Genomic DNA, 19,548 nt, shown 5'->3' with positions numbered 1-19,548 from the left:
CTAGACGCGGGGACATCATGTCAACGACCTTCCAGCTAGATACCAGCACCAGCCGTGCCAACCCCACCCCGCAGCCGATGCGGCGGTTTACCGTTCCCGGCATCCGCAACCGCAAACAGGATGGGGTGACGGCTGAACCGCTGGTGATGCTCACCGCCTATACCGCGCGGCAGGCGCAATTGCTTGATGCGCATTGCGATCTGCTGCTGGTCGGGGATTCGCTGGGGCAAGTGATCTATGGCCTGCCCTCGACCATTCCGGTGACGCTGGAGATGATGGCAAACCACGGCGCAGCGGTGGTGCGCGGTTCCTATCATGCGGTGGTGGTGATCGACATGCCGTTCGGCTCTTACGAAAGTTCGCCGCAGCAAGCGTTTGAAAGCGCAGCTTTCCTGCTCAAACAGACCGGCGCGGCTGCGGTAAAGCTCGAAGGCGGGGCAGCGATGGCACCGACCATCGCGTTCCTCAACCAGCGCGGCATCCCGGTGATGGGCCATGTCGGCCTGACCCCGCAGGCGGTCAATGTGCTCGGCGGATATGGCGCGCGCGGGCGTTCCGACGCCGAGGCCGAGAAGATCGTCAGCGATGCTAAGGCGCTCGACGACGCCGGGGCCTTTGCCATCGTGATCGAAGGCGTGGTTGAACCGATCGCGATTGCCGCAACCAAGGCGGTGTCCTGCCCCACCATCGGCATTGGCGCTTCGGCGCAGTGCGATGGGCAGGTGTTGGTGACTGAAGATATGCTCGGCATGTTTGAACGCGTTCCGCGCTTCGTGAAACGCTACGAAGACGTCGCCGGATTGATCGACCGCACCGTTGCCCGCTATGCCGATGAAGTGCGCAGCCGCGCCTTCCCCGGCGAAGAACAGACATATCAGCCCAAGGGCTGACCCTCTCCTATTCAAGGCCTCTTTCTGTCATGCAGACTTTGCTGCGTTTCTACACATTTTCGCTCGGCTTCACGGCTGTCTGTTTTGCGCTGGCAGCCTATTATGGCTGGGTCAGCAGTGGCAATCTTGCGGGGATGCTGTCGGTTCTATGGATCGTGTTTGTGCTCTCGATCCTCGAAATCTCGCTCAGCTTTGATAATGCGGTGGTTAACGCCACGGTGCTGCGTGAAATGGACCCGGTATGGCAGCAACGCTTTTTGACTATCGGCATCCTGATTGCGGTGTTCGGGATGCGGATCGTGTTTCCGATCGCGATTGTTTCAATCGCGGCGCAGATCGGCCCTTGGGATGCGATCCAACTCTCACTTGGTGATCCGCAGGAATATGAGCGTATCGTTTCAAGCGCACATATCGGCATTGCCGGGTTTGGCGGCGCGTTCCTTGCGATGGTCGGCCTCAGCTTCTTCTTCGATTCTGACAAGGAAGTGCACTGGATCGCATCGGTCGAACAGGCGATCAACCGCTTCTCGAACGTCCCGGCGGTGGAAATCGGATTGGTGCTGTCACTGGTCTATGGCGTTTCGACAATGCTTGCCCCCGATGATGCAAACACATTTCTCACCGCAGGCATCCTCGGCCTTGTCACCTATATCGGGGTGAATGCGCTGGGGGCGATCATCGAACAGCGCGAAGCCGCCAAAAAGGCCAGCGGCGCTATCGTGCGGTCAGGGTTAGGCGGGTTTCTGTATCTCGAAGTGCTCGACGCCAGCTTCAGCTTTGACGGCGTGATCGGGGCGTTTGCGCTGTCGAACAACATGATCGTGATCGCCATTGGCCTATCCGTAGGCGCGATGTTCGTGCGCTCAATGACGATCCATCTCGTCAAAGCCGGAACGCTGGCGCAATATCGCTATCTTGAACACGGCGCGTTCTGGGCGATTATCGTGCTGGGTGGGATCATGCTGATATCGGCGCGCTATCACATTCCTGAAACCTTCACCGGATTGATTGGCGCGACCCTGATCGGGCTGTCGCTGGGGTGGTCAATCCGTCACAACCGGGCGGAACGCCGGGCCGAAGCTATTGGGCAGTCCGCGCCAGACGCGTAGCCAGCGGCGCGGCCACCACCAGTTGCGCAAGGTGATAGAGTAGCAGCGGGGCAATCACGAACCCGGCGCTGGCGGGTGGAAACAGAATAGCAGCGAGCGGCGCGCCGATGGCAACGCTTTTCTGCGACCCTGCGAACAGAAATGCGATCCGGTCAGCGCGCGGCAGGCCCAGCGCGCCGCCGCTGCCCCATGCCCCGGCCAGCGCCAACCCCAGCATCGCCAGCACCAGCCCGATCAGCACCAGCCAATCGGCAGGCGCAAACATCGCGCCCAGCCCGTGCTCGACCGCGCCGGAGAACGCGACATACACCGCCATGCCGATCACCGCCCGGTCAAGCCACACGATGCGCGCACGGTGGGCGGTGATACGATCGAACACGCGATCCTGTACCACCTGTCCGATCACGAACGGCAATATCAGGATCAACCCGATCCGGATGATCGCCTCACTGCCGATCTCGCCCGCGCTGCCCCCGCCCAGCAGTGCGAACAACGGCGCGCTTATAAACACCCCCGTGATATTGATCAGCGCCGCGCCGACCACCGCCAGCGCCACATTGCCATGCGCCAGACTGGTATAGGACGTCGCCGATTGCACCGTTGATGGCAGGCTGCCAAGATAGACAAACCCCAGCGCCACCAGCGGCGGCAAGGCGTTTCCTGCAAGGCTAGCAAACCCCACCCCCGCCAGCGCCATCGCGCCAAACACGAACAGCATCAGCGGCGCGAAATAGCGCCAGTTGGCCAGCCCGCGCGCGATCTCGCCGCGCCGGATGCGCATTCCGTTGACGAGGAACAGCACGAATATCCCGCCATTGGAAACGGCACTCGCAAAGCGGCGCGCTTCTCCGGTGGCGGGCAGCAACAGCGCCAGCGTGGTCGCCGCCAGCAACACGGCGACCATCGGATCGCTGAATAATGGCAGGCGCAGGAGGGATCGAGGTTGGGACATTGGCAAGCCGCCCTGCCCCGCGCTTGCCCGCTTGTCGAGCCTGTCGCTAGAGCGGGCTGCGTTAAATCTGACGCAGGTCGCCCGCTCTAGCTTTTGTTGTCGCATCGTAAAAAGCTGAAAACCGGTTCCCACTTTTCAGCACGATGCTCTAATGCTGCGCCAAGGTGCCCGGCCTGATGTGAGCCAGCAACCGGGCGAAATGCTGCGCATCGGCGGGCCGATTCAGCGCCCGAGCGGCCTCCACGCGCAAGCTCAGCAGCGCAGGATCATGCCCGCCGCCCAGCCTGATCGCATGGTCGAGCAACATTGCAACCCGCGCCCAGTCCCCCCGTTGGGCTTGGACATCGGCCAATTCGACCAGTCCGCTTATCGCCAATGGCTCGCCCGCAACATGACGCGCCAGTAAGGCATCGGCTGCCTCCGCGTCTCCGGCCATGCGCGAGGCAAACGCGATCTTTCGGGTCATCGGCCAAGGGCGTTTCACCCTGGCGGCCAGCGCATAGGCGGCAAGCGCCGCACGAATATCTCCCGCGCCATAGCTGGCATCACCGGCAAGGCTCGCCACATCTGCCGATGCCGCAAAGCGAACGCGCAAATCCTGCGCCTGCGCCTGCGCGCCTGTCCAGTTTCCAGCCAACGCATCGGAACGCATCGAAGCGGTTGGCGGCGGCAGGCCGGGACGATCTGCCAGTGCGATCGGTGTGCGCCGCGCGCCGCCATAGGCACGCGCCAGCAGCGGTGCCGCTCGCGCCCGGTCGCCCAGTCGTTCATGCGCCCGCGCCACCAGCATGATGAGATAGGGCGAGGCTTCTGCCAGCTGCGTTTCGGCACTGAAACGCGCAACCAGATCCGCCTCGCGCCCCGCCAGCAGCAAGGCTCTGGCGAGCAATTCGCGCGCACGGGCGTTGCCCGGTTGGCGCGCGGTCAGCGTTTCAAGCGTCACGGCTGCGCTATCGTAATTGCCGTTGGCAAGGCTCAGCACCGCGTCAAGCTGCATCGCCGCAGGCACCTCGCGCGCGGCCAGCCCGCTACGCTGCAACAGGCTGCGGGCGAGCGCGGGGTTATCGCCGCGCGCGGCCAGCACGGCTTGCAAATAGAACACCCGCGCATCATCGGGCGCAATTTCTGCCAGCCTGCGAACCGCCCGTAGCATCGCCCGGTTGCGTCCGCTATCGCCAAGCGTCGCCGCGTATTCGGCCCACACCTCGGCATTATGCGGATCAGCTGCCAGCGCCGCCTCGAACCACGCCAGCGCCTTGGCTGGCCCATGCGCATCGCGCACCATCAGCGCCCGCATCAGCAGTGCGGGCGCGTGACGGGGGCCAAGTTCCAGCGCACGGTCTGCCGCTTCGAGTGCGGTGAAATGTTCGCCGCCACGAAACCGCAGCCGGGCAATCGCAACCCACAGATCAGGATCATCGGGCGCAAGCACGCGCGCTGCGTCAAGCTTGCTACCCGCTTCGGCCAACGCGCCCTGCGCCATTGCCGAATCGGCATCGTCCAGCAGGATCGCAACCGCCGGATCGCGCATCGCGGATGGGTCTGGCGCACCCGTGTCGCCCTCCCCCGCACAGCCCGTCAGCGTCAGGATCAGAGCGGCTAGCGCAGCGCGGGTTTCACGCCTGCAAATCATACTGCTTGAGCAGGTCATAAAGCGTCGGGCGGCTGACCCCGAGCAGCTTGGCGGTGCTGGAGATATTGCCTTCACTGCGCGCAAGCGCGTGGCGGATCACCCGGCGATCCGCTGCCTCCCGCGCGGCTTTGAGGTTGAGGACATTGGCGTCTTCCTCCTCCGTGCCAAAATCGAGGTCATCGGCATTGATCAGCTTGCCATCGGCCATGATCACCGCCCGTTTCACCCGGTTTTCCAGCTCGCGGACATTGCCCGGCCAGTCATGCGCATCAATCGCGGCGAGGGCATCGGGAGCAAAGCCGGTGACGCCGGGGTTCATCTCTGCGGCGAAGCGTTTGAGGAACACTTTCGCCAGCAGCACCGGATCGCCGTGGCGTTCGGCAAGGCCGGGAATGCGCACCACGATTTCGGCAAGCCGGTAAAACAGGTCTTCGCGGAAAGCCCCAGCCGTGATCATGCTTTCAAGATCCTGATGGGTGGCACAAACAATCCGGGTGTTGACCGCAATCGCCTTGCGTCCGCCGACGCGTTCGATGGTGCGTTCCTGCAGGAACCGCAGCAGCTTGACCTGAAGGGGGAGCGGAATGTCGCCGACCTCGTCAAGGAACAGCGTGCCGCCATTGGCGCTTTCGATCTTGCCTTCGGTGGTCTTGATCGCCCCGGTGAACGCGCCCTTTTCATGCCCGAACAGCTCGCTTTCGAGCAGGTTTTCAGGGATAGCCGCGCAGTTAATCGCGACAAACGGCCCGTCAGCGCGGTCGCTGGTATCGTGCAGGCCTTGGGCAAGCAATTCCTTGCCCGTCCCGCTGGCACCCAGCAACATCACCGACACGCTGGTTTTGGCGACACGTTCGATGGTGCGTGCGACCTTGACCATTTCTGGCGCGGCGGTGATCAGGCGGCCAAGCACGGTCTTGTCGGCGCTGTTGCTGGCAATCAGCCTGCGGTTTTCCTGTTCGATTGCGCGTAGGTTGAACGCGCGCCGGACGATCAGGCCAAGCGTCGCGATATCAATCGGTTTCTGGTAAAAATCATAGGCCCCGCGCGCGATCGCCTCCAACGCGCTTTCACGCGCGCCGTGGCCGCTGGCGACGATTACCTTGGTGTCGGGCTTCAGCGCCATGATCGCATCGAGCACGGCAAAGCCTTCGCTGGTGCCGTCGGGATCGGGCGGCAGGCCGAGATCGAGCGTGACCACGCCGGGAACCTCCGCCCGCAAGGCTGCGAGCGCGCTGTCACGGTCACCCGCGATCACGACTTCGAAATCATCATAGGCCCATTTCAGCTGGGCCTGCAGGCCGGGATCATCCTCGATCACCAGCAGTACGGGTTTCTTGTCAGACATCAGGCGACCTCTTGTGATGGTGGTTCAGGCGCAGTTTGGCCGGCCAGCAGCCGCGCAGCCTCGGCAATCGGCAGCGTCACGGTGAAGCGCGTGCCCAGCCCTTCGCGCGATTCCACCGCAACCCGCCCGCCCATCGCCTTGACGAGTTCGCGGGCTTCAAACGCGCCGATGCCGAACCCGCCCTGTTTCGATGATGTGAAGGGTTTGAACAGGCCGGTGCGGACGAATTCGGGGGTCATGCCTTCTCCAGTATCAACCACTTCGATAACGCCATGCAGCCCATCTCCAGCGACATCGAGGAACACCGGCGCGCCCACTTCACTCGCATCAATCGCGTTCTGAACCAGGTGGATCAGCGCTTGTTCAAGACCTTCGCGGTTTCCCATCACCTCTACTGGCGTCTCTCGGGTCAGCATTACCGGGTGCACCGTGCGGAACCGCTCGGCAATCGCGCGAGCAAGCGCAGCAAGATCAATCGGCGCAAGATCGTGCACCTGTCCCGATCCATAGCGGCCCAGCCGAGCAAGCAAGGCCGAAAGCTTATCCGCCGAATTGCGCAGCGTAACCAGCATATCGGCGCGGAACGCGGGGTTATCAGCGTGCTTTTCGGAATTGGCCGCCAGCAGCGACAACTGGCTGACAAGATTCTTGATATCGTGCATCACAAACGCGATGCGACGGTTGAATTCGTCGAACCGGCTGGCGTCCATCAAGGCCTGTTGCCCGGCCTGTTCGGCCAGATAACTGGCAAGCTGCTGACCTGCGACGCGCAGCAGATCGAAATCTTCCCAGTCAAGCTGGCGTTCAATTCGCGGCCGCGCGAGCACAATCGCACCCACCAAGCGATCAAAATGGAGCAACGGCACCAGCGCCCACGCATCCTCGGCCTCGATCAGCCACGCAGGCACCAGCGGCAGTTCCCCGTGATGATCGATGCCCCCGCGCGCCTCATCGAAGGCGAGCACCAGGTTATGCTGTTCGATCAGGCCCGAAAACCCATAATCTGCCGCCGCGGCAGGCACCGCAATCGTCGGCCAGTTCCAGCGCGCGGTCAATTCCAGCAGCGCTTCTTCGTTAGGCATCAACAACAGCCCTGCCGGGCTTTCGGTAATGTCAGCCAATGCCTTGATCGCACGTTCGTGCAAACTTGCGGTGCCTGCCCCGGCGTGGCCGATGGTGCGGGTAAAGCGCAGCCATTCCTCGCGGTAATCGTAACGGTGCTGGAACAGATGCTTGGTCGCCATGACCCGCAGCCAGCCCCTGACCCGCGCCGATGGCAGCGCGATTCCCGCACCGACAATCGCCAGCACCACAAACATGATCTGGCTCACCCGGGCGATATCTCCGCCGATCAGCGCCAGTGATTTGGTCACCAGCACCATCAGCGCGAAGTAACCGCCGATCAGCAACAGCGAGAGGGTTCGAAAAGTCACCGCGCGCGACGGATTGAACTGCACCCGCGGCCCTGAAGCGTTCATGCCAAGTGCAAACAGCCCCGCCATGATCCCGGCAAACAATCCGCGCAGATCCGTAAGCCCAGCCGGGTTTTGCCCGCTGAGATAGCTGATCGTGCTGAGATTGAGATCATAGGCAAAAATGCCGGCCAGCGCGATTCCTGTCCAGCGCAGGATCGGGCGTAGGTTATTTGCCGCCCCGGCATAGAGATTGTGAAGCAACATCAATGCCCCAATCGACACCAGCATATCTATGATGAGGCGCACTTCAAACGCCGCGCGGGCGATGCCGGGAACTTCGCTCGCCCGCCACTGGAACAACAGCACCACGGGTTGCAACAGTTGCACCAGCACCAGCGCAATGATCACCGGGCGGATAGGTTTGAGGCTGTCGGCTCGTCCATCAGCAGAGAACAGGCAGAATATCGCCGCGATCAGCGCCAGATTGCGGGCCATTGCCGCAGTGATTGCAGCACCGTGGTCTGGCCCAAGCCCGGCTGTCAGCGAACACCACACGGCGCTGCACCCAGCCGCCGCGAGCAACGCGCCGCGATCCGGCCGCGCACGCTCACCATGCTGCCACAACCACAGCATTGCGCCCGCGCTCAACACCGCGCCCGCCAGCCATGCCAGCGATGTCGCCAAAGGCATGATGGTGCCGGCCATGATCACCGTGCACCCTCCGGCCACAGGATCACGCGCATAGTCTGCAACAGAATCACGAAGTCGAGGAAGGGCGTATAATTCTTGGCGTAATAAAGATCATATTCCAGCTTGCAGCGGCTGTCTTCAACCGACGCGCCATAAGGATAATTGATCTGCGCCCAGCCGGTGATGCCGGGTTTGACCATGTGCCGTTCGCCATAGAACGGGATTTCTTCTTCCAGACTTTCGACGAAAGACGGCACTTCGGGGCGCGGGCCGACGAAACTCATCTGGCCTTTAAGCACGCTCCACGTCTGCGGCAGTTCATCGATCCTGACCTTGCGGATAAACCGGCCAAGCCGGGTGATGCGCGGGTCGTTTTCCTCGGCCCACTTGGCCCCGTCTTTCTCGGCATCGGTGCGCATTGACCGCAGTTTAATCAGCGTGAACGTCTGACCAAACAGACCCACGCGCTGCTGACGGAAAAACGCCGGGCCTTTGCTGTCGATCTTCACCAGAGCCGCAAACAGCGCAATAAGCGGGAGCGTCAGCGCGAGCAGGATGACGCTCGCGGTGATATCGAACACGCGCTTGACCGCGCTCGAAAACATCCGCCCACTGGAAAACCCGTCAGAAAAAATCAGCCAGCTGGGATTGATGGTGTCGAGATCGACGCGCCCGGTCTCACGCTCGATAAAGCTGGAAAAATCATTGACGTGGACGCCCTTGGTCTTGATCCGCAGCAGGTCTTTCAGCGGTAGGGCATTGCGGCGTTCCTGCAGTGCCAGCACCACTTCGCTCACGCCGAGGTTTTCGACGAACCGGCCCAGATCGTGGATCGCCGAACGCGGGATCGCTTCTTCGACAACACGCGTGTCGTCGCTCATCGCGATAAAGGCGACGATCACGAAACCGGTTTCGGGTTTTTCGGCCAATTCGCGCAGCCGCTGCGCCCGGTCGCCCGCGCCCAGCACCATTACCCGGCGGCGAAAGGCGGAGGAGCCGAGGAAGCTGTTGAGCAGCAAACGATCCGCCACCAGCACAAGGATGGCGAAGCCCATCGTGTAAAGCAGCGTTGAACGCCAGAACAGGTCGCTCGGGATGATAAAGTCGATCACCGCCAGCGTGATGATGCCCAGGCTGATCGCCACCAGCACCCGCGCGCCCGCAAAGCGCAAACTGCGCAGCGCATTGGGGCCGTAAACACCGACCGAAATCATCGCGAGCCAGATCACCGCCGCAGTCCCGATCAACGCAATCCACCGATCGGCGAGGCTGCCCACATCCATGCCGATCTGATGCGCGCGCAATTGCCACGCCGCTTCGCTCGCCAATATCAGCAAGCCGAGATCAAGCAGACCGAGCAGCAGCACGGCGTGTGGGATATAATGCTTGAACAGGCGGATCATGACAGGGCGGGCCTTTGGTGCTTGGCTGCGCCCGGTTTTAACGCTGAGACCTTAAGTGTCGGTAAACTTTACACCGTTTACTGACTCGCGGTTTTCTGCTGCATATGACGGTTAATACCGCGTCAGGAACCGGGCCGCAGTCGTGGTAATACGCTCGCCAAACGTGCCGGTGCGGGCGTCAGGCATTCCGTCCGCCCACAACGCAGGCAAGGAGTGCCCAGCGGCACCGCATCCGCGCGGTCCAGAGAAACACCGCGCGCGTGGGCCAGATCGCCCGCGAAGCGCGCTTCGATCCCCAGCACCACGGAGCTGCGGCCCGCGCACATCACCCCGTCGCCATCGACCGTGCGGGTGATGGTAAACCAGTGCCGCGCCGTGCCTTCGCCTTCCCCGAAAGTCACTGCCTGCGTCAGCACCGTGCCGGGCCGTTCAAAAGCCGCGAACGGCACCCATGCTGGCCATAGCGCGCCTTCGAGCGGGTAAATCGCGCCGCTGCCGCCCGCCGTGAAGTGGGTCAACCGTCCGGCGCGATCAATCGTGGCGGTGAAGAACGGCAGCCCGCGCTCTCCCACCCGGCCCAATGTGGTCAGGCGCTGCGCCACCTGATCAAAGCTGACAGCAAAGCGGCGTTGCAGCACTTCCAGATCATATCCGGTCGCCTCGCAAGCCCGCATAAACCGGCGGTAAGGCAGCAGCAGCGCGCCCGCCAGATAGTCGCTGATGTGCTCACGCAAATGGTCGCGCGCTTCGGTCGATGCGAGGTTCGCACCTGCCACCAGCGCTTCAATCGCCTCACGCATTTCGAGCGTGCCGACCTGCCGCGCAATCTGGAATCGCCGCGCCGCGCCGGGCAGCATCTCGGACAATTGCAATTGGCGCGCATGCAGGTCGAGCCGGTGCACCTGCCCCGGCATCACCTCTGCCGGGAGGATGCGCACCGACAACTGGTGCCTTTCGCGCAGCCGTTCGCTCAGCGCGGCGCTGATTTCCCCGCGCGACAGGCGCAGTTCGTCAGCAAGGGCTTCGGCGGCGTGATCGAGATCGGCAAAATGGTTCTGCCAGCGTTCGATCACCCGGCGCGCAGCCGCGGTGGCATCTTCGGCCTCGGCCCGCCCACCACTTCCACTACTGTCATAAAGCCGAGCAAATGCTGCTGCAATCTGGGGGGCGGCGGACAGGAACTCCTGCACTTCCTCGCGGTCGATTCCCAGATCGGCAAAGCGTTTATCCGCCATCCGCCGGATCAGCCCGTCGATGCCGCCAATCGCATCGTCCTCACGCAGGGAACGCGGGTCAAAATCAAACCGTTCGATCACCCGCACCAGCACTTTCGCCGATAGCGGGCGCTGATTGCGTTCGATAAGATTGAGATAGGATGGAGAGATGCCCAGCGCGGATGCCATCGCGGCTTGGGTAAAGCCTTCGCGCTTGCGCAAGCGGCGCAACGCCGGGCCAGCGAGGAGATTGGTGTCGGACATGGTCACGCTGTAAATAACTTTACTGATTTACACAAGATCAGGGCCAAAAGTCCGCATAGCCACACGATTTTCTGTAAGTTTTCCTGTTATGCTGCGCCGCACCATGGCACAGCCTGCTCATCCGAAGGTGCAAGCCCTACCAGGCCCGCACCACTGCCCAGAACGGACAGGAGAAGCATATGACCTACCACAACACCATCACCCACATGCGCGACATCGTCGCCGCCAATGGGCCAAGCTGGGCCGCAATCGATCCCGAAAGCGCCGCGCGCATGGCGACCCAGAACCGTTTCGCCACCGGGATCGACATCGCCAATTACACCGCCAAGATCATGCGCGCCGATATGGCGGCCTATGATGCCGACCCGGCGCAATACACCCAGTCGCTGGGCTGCTGGCACGGCTTCATCGCGCAGCAGAAAATGATCGCGATCAAAAAGCATTTCGGCACCACCAAGCAGCGTTACCTGTATCTGTCGGGCTGGATGATCGCCGCGCTGCGCAGCGAATTCGGCCCGCTGCCCGATCAATCGATGCACGAGAAAACCTCGGTGCCTGCGCTGATTGCCGAACTCTACACCTTCCTCAAGCAGGCTGACGCGCGCGAGCTTGGCGGGATGTTCCGTGCGCTCGACGCGGCCCGTGCGGCAGGTGACGCGGTCGAAGCCAAGCGGCTCGAAAACGCGATCGACAATTACGAAACCCACGTCGTGCCGATCATCGCCGATATCGACGCAGGCTTCGGCAACGCCGAGGCGACCTATCTGCTCGCCAAGAAGATGATCGAGGCAGGCGCCTGCGCGCTCCAGATCGAAAATCAGGTGTCGGACGAAAAGCAGTGCGGCCATCAGGATGGTAAAGTAACCGTGCCGCACGAGGATTTCCTCCAGAAAATCCGCGCCTGCCGCCATGCCTTTCTCGAACTGGGCGTGGACGACGGGATCATCGTTGCCCGCACCGATTCGCTCGGCGCTGGCCTGACCAAGCAGATCGCATTCTCCAAGGAACCGGGCGATCTGGGCGACCAGTACAACGCCTTCCTCGATGCCGATGAAGTTGACCCTGCCAACATAACCAATGGTCAGGTGTTCATCAGCCGCGATGGCAAGCTGCTCGCGCCCAAGCGCCTGCCTTCGAACCTTTACCAGTTCCGCCCCGGCACCGGCGTGGACCGCGTGGTGCTCGACTGCATCACCAGCTTGCAAAACGGTGCCGATCTGCTGTGGATCGAGACCGAAAAGCCGCACGTCGAACAGATCGCCGAAATGGTTGATCGCATCCGCGAAGTCGTGCCGAACGCGAAGCTCGTCTACAACAACTCGCCCAGCTTCAACTGGACGCTCAACTTCCGTCAGCAGGTGTTCGATGCCTGGGCCGAAGCAGGCAAAGACGTGTCGGCCTATGACCGCGCCAAGCTGATGAGTGTCGATTATGACACCACTGAACTGGCCGCCGAAGCCGACGAGAAGATCCGCACCTTCCAACGCGATGGTGCAGCGCGGGCGGGGATTTTCCACCACCTCATCACACTGCCGACCTATCACACGGCGGCACTCAGCACCGACAACCTCGCCCGCGAGTATTTCGGCGAACAAGCGATGCTGGGTTACGTAAAGAACGTGCAGCGTGAAGAAATCCGTCAAGGCATTGCCTGTGTGAAGCACCAGAACATGTCCGGCAGCGACATCGGCGATGATCACAAGGAATACTTCGCCGGTGAAGCCGCGTTAAAGGCCGGCGGCGCGCACAATACGATGAACCAGTTCGAGGCGGCATAAACGCAGCCTCACCGCAGGTGGAATGCTGCATGGCCGCAGATGACGGTCAGCAGCAAGAGGATGCCACATGACAGCCAACCGGAAATCGCGCTTGCCGCCTTCCGGTTGGCTGCCGAAACGCCTAAGCGCGCAAGGGTGCAAGCCGCCCGAGGAGACTGATGATGAGCGATACTGATACCCCCAAGACCGAGCCCGCCCGCGCCCGCGCGCTGCTGTCAACGGCCGACATGAAGCTGCTGCGCCGCGCGCTGGAAAGCCACGCCCGCGCGACCGAAGACCGCGAGGAGCTGGCGAAGATCAACGCGCTGCACCACCGGCTCGGCACCTACGTGCCGGATTCGGAATAACCCCGTTCAACAATTCTCCTGGGGAGGAGAAACGGCCGCCGGAATGCTCCTTCGCTGGGGCGATCCGGCGGCTGAATTTTTTTAAATGTGCCGATGCCTACGAACTGAAGCACAATCGGTTGCGCAGCAACCGCAAGGGCGACCGGCCGCCCGCAGCGACCAAAGGGAGCGAGGATTTCGCATCGCGGAAGCGATGCGGAACACAAAAACTCCTATCCCCCAGATTTCGCCATCAGATCAAGCGTGGTCGCGGTCAGCGCCTCAGTTGCAGTCGCGATCACCACCGGGGCGTCGGGTGCCCAGAATGGTGAGTGGAGCGAGGGAAGTTCGATCTCGCCGCGTTCCGATTTCGCCCATTCGCCCGGCCGCACACCGCCAACCCAGAAGATCAGCGATTGGACATTGTCAGGATCAGCGCGACGGAACTGGCTGAAATCCTCACCCCCCATCACGCTCGGCGCTTCAAACACGCGGCCTTCGAACCGGGTTTTCAATCCTGCCATGACCTGATCGGTGAATTCGGGGTTGTTGTATGTCGCCGGGGTATAGGGATCTGACACAGTGACCTTGGGCAGCTTGTCGTCGGGCATTCCGGCGGCCAGCGCCTCTCCCCTGGCGATCCGGGCGATCCCGTCGAGCAGCTGCTTGCGCGCCTCGTCGGTGTAGCTGCGCACGGTGATTTGCAGCCGTGCTTCATCGGGAATGATGTTGTGCTTTGACCCGGCCTGAAAGCTGCCGACTGTCACCACCCCCGGTTCAAGCGGGTTCAATTCGCGGCTCACCAGCGTTTGCAACCGGCTGACGATGCTGGCGGCGATCACGATCGGGTCTTTGGCGGTATGCGGATAGGCACCATGTCCGCCGACGCCGGGAACCACCACATCGACGCTGTCGACATTCGCCAGCGCAAAGCCTTTCGAATAGGCGATCACCCCAGCAGGGGCCTGCGCCGCATCGTGGAAGGCCAGCACGTAATCAGGCTTCGGGAAACGGGTGTAAAGCCCGTCTTCGATCATCGCGAGTGCGCCTTCGCCGATCTCCTCGGCCGGTTGCAGGATCATCACCAGCGTGCCCGACCATTGATCGCGGCGTTCGGACAGCAATTGCGCGGTGCCGATCCAGGCCGCCATGTGGGTATCGTGGCCGCAGGCGTGCATCACCCCGGTTTCGATCCCGGTGGCAGGCACCGCGCGGCGCGTTGAGGCATAGGGCAGCCCAGTCTGTTCGATCACCGGCAATCCGTCCATGTCGGCACGCAGCATGACGGTGGGGCCATCGCCGTTCTTCATCACCGCAACCACGCCGGTTTTGCCGACGCCTTCGGTCACTTCAAACCCCAGCGCACGGGCGCGGGCGGCGAGTTTCTTGGCGGTTTCAAACTCCTGGAACGACAATTCAGGGTTGGCGTGCAAATCCTGATAAAGCGTCACCAATTCGGGCAGATCAGCGGCCACCGCTTCGCGCAAATCGTCAGCCTGCGCCGGTGCCGCCAACAGCGTCAGCGCGCTTGCCCCGGCTAGGATTGTCTTTAACCGCATAACGTTCCCCTCAATGGCAGGGCTCGAACGTGACCCTTGGCGAAGGCTACCCAATTTCGTGGGGCCTGCACAAGCGGTTTATGGGAAAGCGGCGGTGGTGCCCCTGGCCAGACTCGAACTGGCACTTCTTTCGAAACTCGATTTTGAGTCGAGCGCGTCTACCAATTCCACCACAGGGGCGCCTGCGCGGGAGCGGGCCTGTTAGCGAGGTGTGCGATCCGCATCAAGCGTCAAGCGGCATTGTTTCACGTGAAACATTGGTCTGGATGGGGCCTAGCAGGGGTCTAAGTGGGGTCTAGCAGGGGTCTAGCGCCACCTAGGCAGGATCTGGAGCGCTCGGAAACCTTACCGCAGCGCCCCCGCCAACAGCTTATGCAGCCGTGAATGCAGCACATCATTGGCCGCCAGCACCTGATCAGCATGGATCGGGGCTGACCGCCCGCGGAAATCGGATACGAATCCGCCCGCCTCGCGCACCAGCAGGCACCCGGCTGCGGTGTCCCATTCCGACAGGCCGCTTTCCCAGAACCCGTCAAACCGGCCCTGCGCGACGTAAGCCAGATCGAGCGAGGCGGCGCCGAACCGGCGGATGCCCGCAACCTCCGGGCCAATCGCGCCGAAAATCCGGCTCCATTCGGCAAAGTCACCGTGTCCGAAGAACGGCACCCCGGTGGCCACCAGCGAATCGGCCAGCCGTGAACGCGCCGAGACCCGCAACCGCGCGTCCTGCAACCACGCACCGCGCGATTTTTCCGCCCAGAAGGTCTGATCGGTGATCGGCTGATAGACCACGCCCGCCACCACATCGCCCCAGCCGCTGCCATCGGGCTTGGGTTCCTGCGCGGCGATGGAAATCGCGAAATGCGGGATGCCGTGGAGGAAATTGGTGGTGCCATCAAGCGGATCGACGATCCAGCGCGGCATTCCGGGATCACCTTCGATCACGCCGGCTTCCTCCATCACGAAGCCCCAGCCGGGCCGCGCGGTGAGCAGTTCGTCATACAGCGTGCGTTCGGCGCGGATATCCGCCTTGCTGACGAAATCAGCCGGGCCTTTGCGGCTTGCCTGCAAATGTTCGACTTCGCCGAAATCGCGCCGCAAACGCCCGCCCGCCTTGCGCGCGGCGCGTTCCATTACGCGGATCAGGCCGGAAATAGCTGCCATCAGTTTTGCTCAGTTCGCCTTGCCGACATAGGCCTGTTCATAGACATCGACGATGATCCGCGTGCCGCTGCCGATATGCGGCGGCACCATGATCCGCACGCCGTTATCGAGGATCGCGGGCTTATAGCTCGACGAGGCCGTCTGCCCCTTCACCACCGCGTCCGCGTCGACAATCGTTGCTTCGATCTGCGCGGGCAGTTCGACCGAGATCGGCCTTTCGTCCCACAGTTCAAGATTGACCTGCATCCCGTCCTGCAAAAACGGGCGCGCATCGCCGAGCAGATCGCCGGGCAGCGTGATCTGTTCGAAGGTGTCATTGTCCATGAACACCAGATCATCACCCTCGGCATAGAGGAACTGGAATTCCTTGGTGTCGAGCCGCACGCGCTCAATCGTGTCGGCGCTACGGAACCGCACGTTGGTTTTGCGGCCATCCTGCAGGTTCTTCATTTCGACCTGCATATAGGCCCCGCCCTTGCCCGGCTGGGTATGCTGGATCTTGGCGACCTTCCAGATGCCTTTTTCATATTCAAGGATATTGCCGGGGCGAATATCGACGCCGCTGATCTTCATGGGGCTATTGGCCTTTGTGCAAGGAAGTGGTGAGAGCGCACCGCGCCGAAACGCAAGCGCCCGAAAATGATGCGCGCCCATAGCCGAGCCTGCCCGTCCCGGCAAGCGCGGGCAGAAGCCTGCTGAAAGGCTTGGCCTTCGCCGCTGCTGGCTGATAGAGGCGAACCCATCATGAAGACCCGTTACATTTTCCTGCTGATCATCAGCGCCGCTGCCGCCGCCGCCTTCCTGCCGGGAAGCGCCTACGGGCAGGATCGCGCAAAATCACTCCCGCCTAACCGCGACGATAGGCCTTCGTCCGGGGTGCTCGGCATTCTCCAGCATGGGAACTACGAATGCGCGCTGCCGGGTGATGCCGGCAGTGTGGCCTTTGATGTCGTGGCCGAAGAAGGCTTTCGCATCGGCGCCGCGTCAAGCTACGTCAACGCCGAAGGCAACGGGATTTACCTGATGCGCGGGGATGAAGTGTTGTTCACCCGCGGCCCCAAGAAAGATCAGCGTTTCCGGCGGCTTGGCGATAACACCTTGCAAAAATTGAATGCCGACGGGAGTCCGAGCAAGCTGATCTGCACCCGGCTCGGCTCGACGTTTTAGCGCGCCGTTTCAACGCGATTCGGCGATCGCCTTGGCGAAGGCTTGCACAGCAGCGACTTCGTCCCCGCCCCATACCGCGCCCGACACGGCGAGAAAATCTGCGCCAGCCTCTATCAGCGGGGCGCAATTGTCGGGGGTGATCCCGCCAATCGCGACGCAGGGAATTTCGAAGATCTGGCTCCACCATTGCAGCAGTTCGAGGTCAGGCCGTTCAGCGTCCGGCCCTTTATCCTTGGTGGTGGAGGGATAGAACGCGCCGAATGCGACATAATCGGCCCCCGCCTCGCCCGCATCCATCGCCTTGTGGCGGCTGGCATGGCAGGTCACGCCGATCTGCGCCTCACGCCCCAGTTCTTCGCGCGCTTCGCGGGGTGATCCATCGTCCTGCCCCAGATGCACACCATCCGCCTTCAACCGCTTGGCCAGCGCCACCGAATCGTTGACGATAAAGGCGACATCATGCGCGGCGCAGATCGCCTGCAAGGGCGCGGCGAGCGCGGCGGCTTCGTGGTTGTCGAGGCCCTTCACCCGGAACTGGAACGCGGTGACAAGCTGGCTTTTCGGCCCCTTGCCCGCCGCCAGCGCGCGTTCGAGCCGTTCGGGAAAGTCGCCGGTCACATCAAGCGGCGAAATGAGATAAAGCTGAGTTTCGGTCATGCCATGCGCGCTAATCGCTCGCGCGGCATCTGTCACCTGTTCAACCGGCGACGCTGGCGCTGGCGATCTGGTCGATGGCCTTGCCCAGCACCGCGTCGAATTCCTTGTCCGACTGACCTTTTCGCAGATCCTGCAACAGCCCGCGGCTGAAGCTGGCGATCATGCCGGGGTTCCGGGCTAGCTGCGAACAGGCATCATCGGTCGAAAATCCGCCCGACAGCGCGACCACGCGCAGCACCTTGGGATGCTGCGTCAACGGCGTGTAAAGGCCTGCGGTCGCCGGGATCGACAGCTTGAGCATCACCTGCTGGCCATCGGGCAGTGCTTCAAGCTGCCTGGAGATTTCGGCCAGCAGCATCGCTTCCCCGGCGGGGCGATCGGCGGCGGTTATGTCATATTCGGGCTCTAAAATCGGCATCAGCCCAGCGGCAATGATCTGCCTTGCGACGTCGAATTGCTGCGCCACGATGGCGGCGATCCCGGCCGGATTGGCGGATTTGATGACCGACCGCATCTTGGTGCCGAACATCCCGGCTGCGAGGGATTTTTCGAGCAGTTCTGGCAGTTTGGTCAGCGGCTTCATCAACTGCACGCCATCAGCCTCATCCGAAAGGCCTTGATCCACCTTGATAAACGGTACGATCCCGCGCGCCTTCAGCGCATCGCCGGTCGATACCCCGTCAACCACACCGTCCATCGTTTTTTCAAACAGAATCGCGCCGATCACCTTGCCGCTGCCGAAACAGGGCGATGTGATGACACGCGCGCGCATCGCGTGGATTTGCGCGAACATTTCATCTTCGCTCGACCAATCGCCATCCGCGACACCGTAGCCATGCAGCGCCTTGGGGGTGGAACCACCCGACTGATCGAGCGCGGCGATAAAGCCCTGCGCTGAGGCAATACGATCAGTCATGGTTTGCAAGTTCATTGCGGCGTTCTCCGATGACGCAACTGGGTGGGCGGGACTTGTTTTCGAGGTTTCTGCATACCTATGCATAACTCTCGTAAGTGCCCTTAGCGACGAGATCGACGCGCTGCAATATCAATGCTGCATCTGCACACAGGTGGATTGCGCGCGGAGCTACCTCGCAGCGATCAACGTCGCGACAAGCGCCTGATAATGCCGGTAAAGCTGAGCGCAGGCTGACCATCGCCTGTCACCATTCCGCGCACAAAGATGGTCTTGCCCCCGCCGCGGGTCACCTCACCGCGCGCCTCAACCAGCGCGCCGGGGTTGACCGAACCGAGGAAATCGCCCGCAAGGTTGAGCGTAACGGCATGATCGCCGGCCAGTTCATCGGTGGCGATGGCAAACAGCGCGAAATCGGCAAAGGTCAGCAGGCAGCCGCCGTGCATGAACCCGCCGCCGTTCATGTGCCGCGCTTCGGCACGGAAGGCGCTGACATAGGAACCATCCGGCTCGCGCTTCATGAAGAACGGGCCGGAACGGGTTTCGAACGGATCGCCCTGCCAATATCGCCACCCGGAAAATTCGCCCGTTTCCACCGTTGTCAGCGTGCCGTAGCTGGTTTCAACTGCCTCGCTCATGCCTGTTTCCACAATTGCAGGCCGCGCACTGCATCGGCGATGCGGTCGCCCTCTTCCAGCCGCGCGAGGCTCATGTCGTTAAGGTTCCAGTTGCGCGAGATACTGCCGCGCCGCCACAGGGCGGACAAAAGGAAAGGCCCTGTCCACACCTTCCCGCCAAGGCGCAATTCAAGCTCCGCTCCGGCGATGAACCATGCGCTCTTGCCATGCTGGCGAACGAACACTTCGCGAAAGGCGAATTTGGTGCAGGCAAAGCCGCGCTCCATCGCGGCGATAAAGCTCGGCCGGTCGAGCAATTGCGGTGGCAGCGTGCCGACCATGAACATGAAATCGCGCGCGGTCAGTTTCTTCATCGCCTTGGCATCGCCCGCCACCCAGGCGCGCATCGCGCCCAGCGCCAGCGCCTCGATCTCGGCACTAACATCGGCCAT

Annotated in this window: 18 protein-coding genes and 1 tRNA gene; 5 read left to right on the top strand and 14 right to left on the bottom strand. The window is 62.2% G+C overall.

Annotated features, from left to right (window positions below; all coding sequences use genetic code 11):
• Positions 1-17 precede the first annotated feature (17 nt).
• On the top strand, positions 18-890 hold the full coding sequence (gene panB, locus ABIE62_RS07465; RefSeq protein ID WP_354324859.1) for a 3-methyl-2-oxobutanoate hydroxymethyltransferase: 873 nt from the start codon (positions 18-20) through the stop codon (positions 888-890).
• 29 nt (positions 891-919) lie between these two features.
• Positions 920-1,999, top strand: a complete 1,080-nt coding sequence (locus ABIE62_RS07460) for a DUF475 domain-containing protein (protein WP_354324857.1) — start codon at positions 920-922, stop codon at positions 1,997-1,999.
• Here the strand turns inward: ABIE62_RS07460 and ABIE62_RS07455 are convergent.
• The 6 genes from ABIE62_RS07455 to ABIE62_RS07430 all read right to left on the bottom strand — a co-directional run bounded on the left by ABIE62_RS07455 (position 1,971) and on the right by ABIE62_RS07430 (position 10,915).
• Positions 1,971-2,951 carry a bile acid:sodium symporter family protein gene (locus ABIE62_RS07455; protein ID WP_354324856.1) on the bottom strand — a complete coding sequence of 327 codons (981 nt, stop codon included), beginning with the start codon at positions 2,949-2,951 and terminating at the stop codon, positions 1,971-1,973. The two genes, ABIE62_RS07460 and ABIE62_RS07455, sit on opposite strands and share 29 nt — an antisense overlap.
• 148 nt (positions 2,952-3,099) lie before the next feature.
• Complete coding sequence (locus ABIE62_RS07450; protein ID WP_354324855.1) at positions 3,100-4,584, bottom strand: tetratricopeptide repeat protein; 1,485 nt, start codon at positions 4,582-4,584, stop codon at positions 3,100-3,102.
• Positions 4,568-5,929 carry a PEP-CTERM-box response regulator transcription factor gene (prsR, locus tag ABIE62_RS07445; protein ID WP_354324853.1) on the bottom strand — a complete coding sequence of 454 codons (1,362 nt, stop codon included), beginning with the start codon at positions 5,927-5,929 and terminating at the stop codon, positions 4,568-4,570. The genes ABIE62_RS07450 and prsR overlap by 17 nt, the downstream gene beginning before the upstream one ends.
• Positions 5,929-8,049: an XrtA/PEP-CTERM system histidine kinase PrsK gene (prsK, locus tag ABIE62_RS07440; RefSeq protein WP_354324852.1), complete on the bottom strand. Its 2,121-nt coding sequence runs from the start codon at positions 8,047-8,049 to the stop codon at positions 5,929-5,931. The genes prsR and prsK overlap by 1 nt, the downstream gene beginning before the upstream one ends.
• A 2-nt stretch (positions 8,050-8,051) precedes the next feature.
• Positions 8,052-9,437 carry a TIGR03013 family XrtA/PEP-CTERM system glycosyltransferase gene (locus ABIE62_RS07435; protein WP_354324850.1) on the bottom strand — a complete coding sequence of 462 codons (1,386 nt, stop codon included), beginning with the start codon at positions 9,435-9,437 and terminating at the stop codon, positions 8,052-8,054.
• 122 nt (positions 9,438-9,559) lie between these two features.
• Positions 9,560-10,915 (bottom strand): helix-turn-helix domain-containing protein, encoded by a 1,356-nt coding sequence (locus ABIE62_RS07430; RefSeq protein ID WP_354324848.1) that lies wholly within the window; start codon positions 10,913-10,915, stop codon positions 9,560-9,562.
• Between the two features lie 179 nt (positions 10,916-11,094).
• On the opposite strand from ABIE62_RS07430, the gene ABIE62_RS07425 reads away from it, so the two are divergent.
• Complete coding sequence (locus ABIE62_RS07425; protein WP_354324847.1) at positions 11,095-12,693, top strand: isocitrate lyase; 1,599 nt, start codon at positions 11,095-11,097, stop codon at positions 12,691-12,693.
• A 161-nt stretch (positions 12,694-12,854) separates the two neighbouring features.
• The gene (locus ABIE62_RS07420) at positions 12,855-13,040 is read left to right on the top strand and encodes a hypothetical protein (RefSeq protein WP_354324974.1); all 186 of its coding nucleotides are present in this window, start codon (positions 12,855-12,857) and stop codon (positions 13,038-13,040) included.
• 212 nt (positions 13,041-13,252) lie between these two features.
• On the opposite strand, the gene ABIE62_RS07415 is transcribed toward ABIE62_RS07420, so the two are convergent.
• The 4 genes from ABIE62_RS07415 to efp form a co-directional block, all read right to left on the bottom strand.
• Positions 13,253-14,578: an amidohydrolase gene (locus tag ABIE62_RS07415; RefSeq protein WP_354324846.1), complete on the bottom strand. Its 1,326-nt coding sequence runs from the start codon at positions 14,576-14,578 to the stop codon at positions 13,253-13,255.
• Positions 14,579-14,673: 95 nt separating this feature from the next.
• Positions 14,674-14,758: transfer RNA gene (locus ABIE62_RS07410), tRNA-Leu, on the bottom strand.
• Positions 14,759-14,923: 165 nt separating this feature from the next.
• The gene (locus ABIE62_RS07405; protein WP_354324844.1) at positions 14,924-15,742 is read right to left on the bottom strand and encodes an inositol monophosphatase family protein; all 819 of its coding nucleotides are present in this window, start codon (positions 15,740-15,742) and stop codon (positions 14,924-14,926) included.
• Between the two features lie 9 nt (positions 15,743-15,751).
• A complete protein-coding gene (gene efp / locus ABIE62_RS07400; RefSeq protein WP_354324842.1) occupies positions 15,752-16,315 on the bottom strand; it encodes an elongation factor P in 564 nt (187 codons plus the stop codon).
• Between the two features lie 171 nt (positions 16,316-16,486).
• On the opposite strand from efp, the gene ABIE62_RS07395 reads away from it, so the two are divergent.
• The gene (locus tag ABIE62_RS07395) at positions 16,487-16,909 is read left to right on the top strand and encodes an elongation factor P (RefSeq protein WP_354324841.1); all 423 of its coding nucleotides are present in this window, start codon (positions 16,487-16,489) and stop codon (positions 16,907-16,909) included.
• Positions 16,910-16,918: 9 nt separating this feature from the next.
• Here ABIE62_RS07395 and thiE read toward each other — a convergent pair whose 3' ends face one another.
• From thiE to ABIE62_RS07375, 4 genes are all read right to left on the bottom strand, one after another.
• Entirely contained in the window at positions 16,919-17,566 is a 648-nt protein-coding gene (gene thiE / locus ABIE62_RS07390) for a thiamine phosphate synthase (RefSeq protein ID WP_354324840.1), read from the bottom strand.
• A gap of 40 nt (positions 17,567-17,606) precedes the next feature.
• Positions 17,607-18,497, bottom strand: coding sequence for a fructose bisphosphate aldolase (locus tag ABIE62_RS07385; RefSeq protein ID WP_354324838.1), 891 nt, complete (start codon positions 18,495-18,497; stop codon positions 17,607-17,609).
• Positions 18,498-18,664: 167 nt separating this feature from the next.
• Entirely contained in the window at positions 18,665-19,117 is a 453-nt protein-coding gene (locus ABIE62_RS07380) for a PaaI family thioesterase (RefSeq protein WP_354324836.1), read from the bottom strand.
• A complete protein-coding gene (locus ABIE62_RS07375; RefSeq protein ID WP_354324834.1) occupies positions 19,114-19,548 on the bottom strand; it encodes a DUF4440 domain-containing protein in 435 nt (144 codons plus the stop codon). The genes ABIE62_RS07380 and ABIE62_RS07375 overlap by 4 nt, the downstream gene beginning before the upstream one ends.

It is taken from the genome of Porphyrobacter sp. MBR-155 (assembly GCF_040547625.1).
Classification (GTDB): domain Bacteria; phylum Pseudomonadota; class Alphaproteobacteria; order Sphingomonadales; family Sphingomonadaceae; genus Erythrobacter.
The sequence above is the reverse complement of the archived record's forward strand: the minus strand, read 5'-3'. Positions and strand labels throughout refer to the sequence as shown.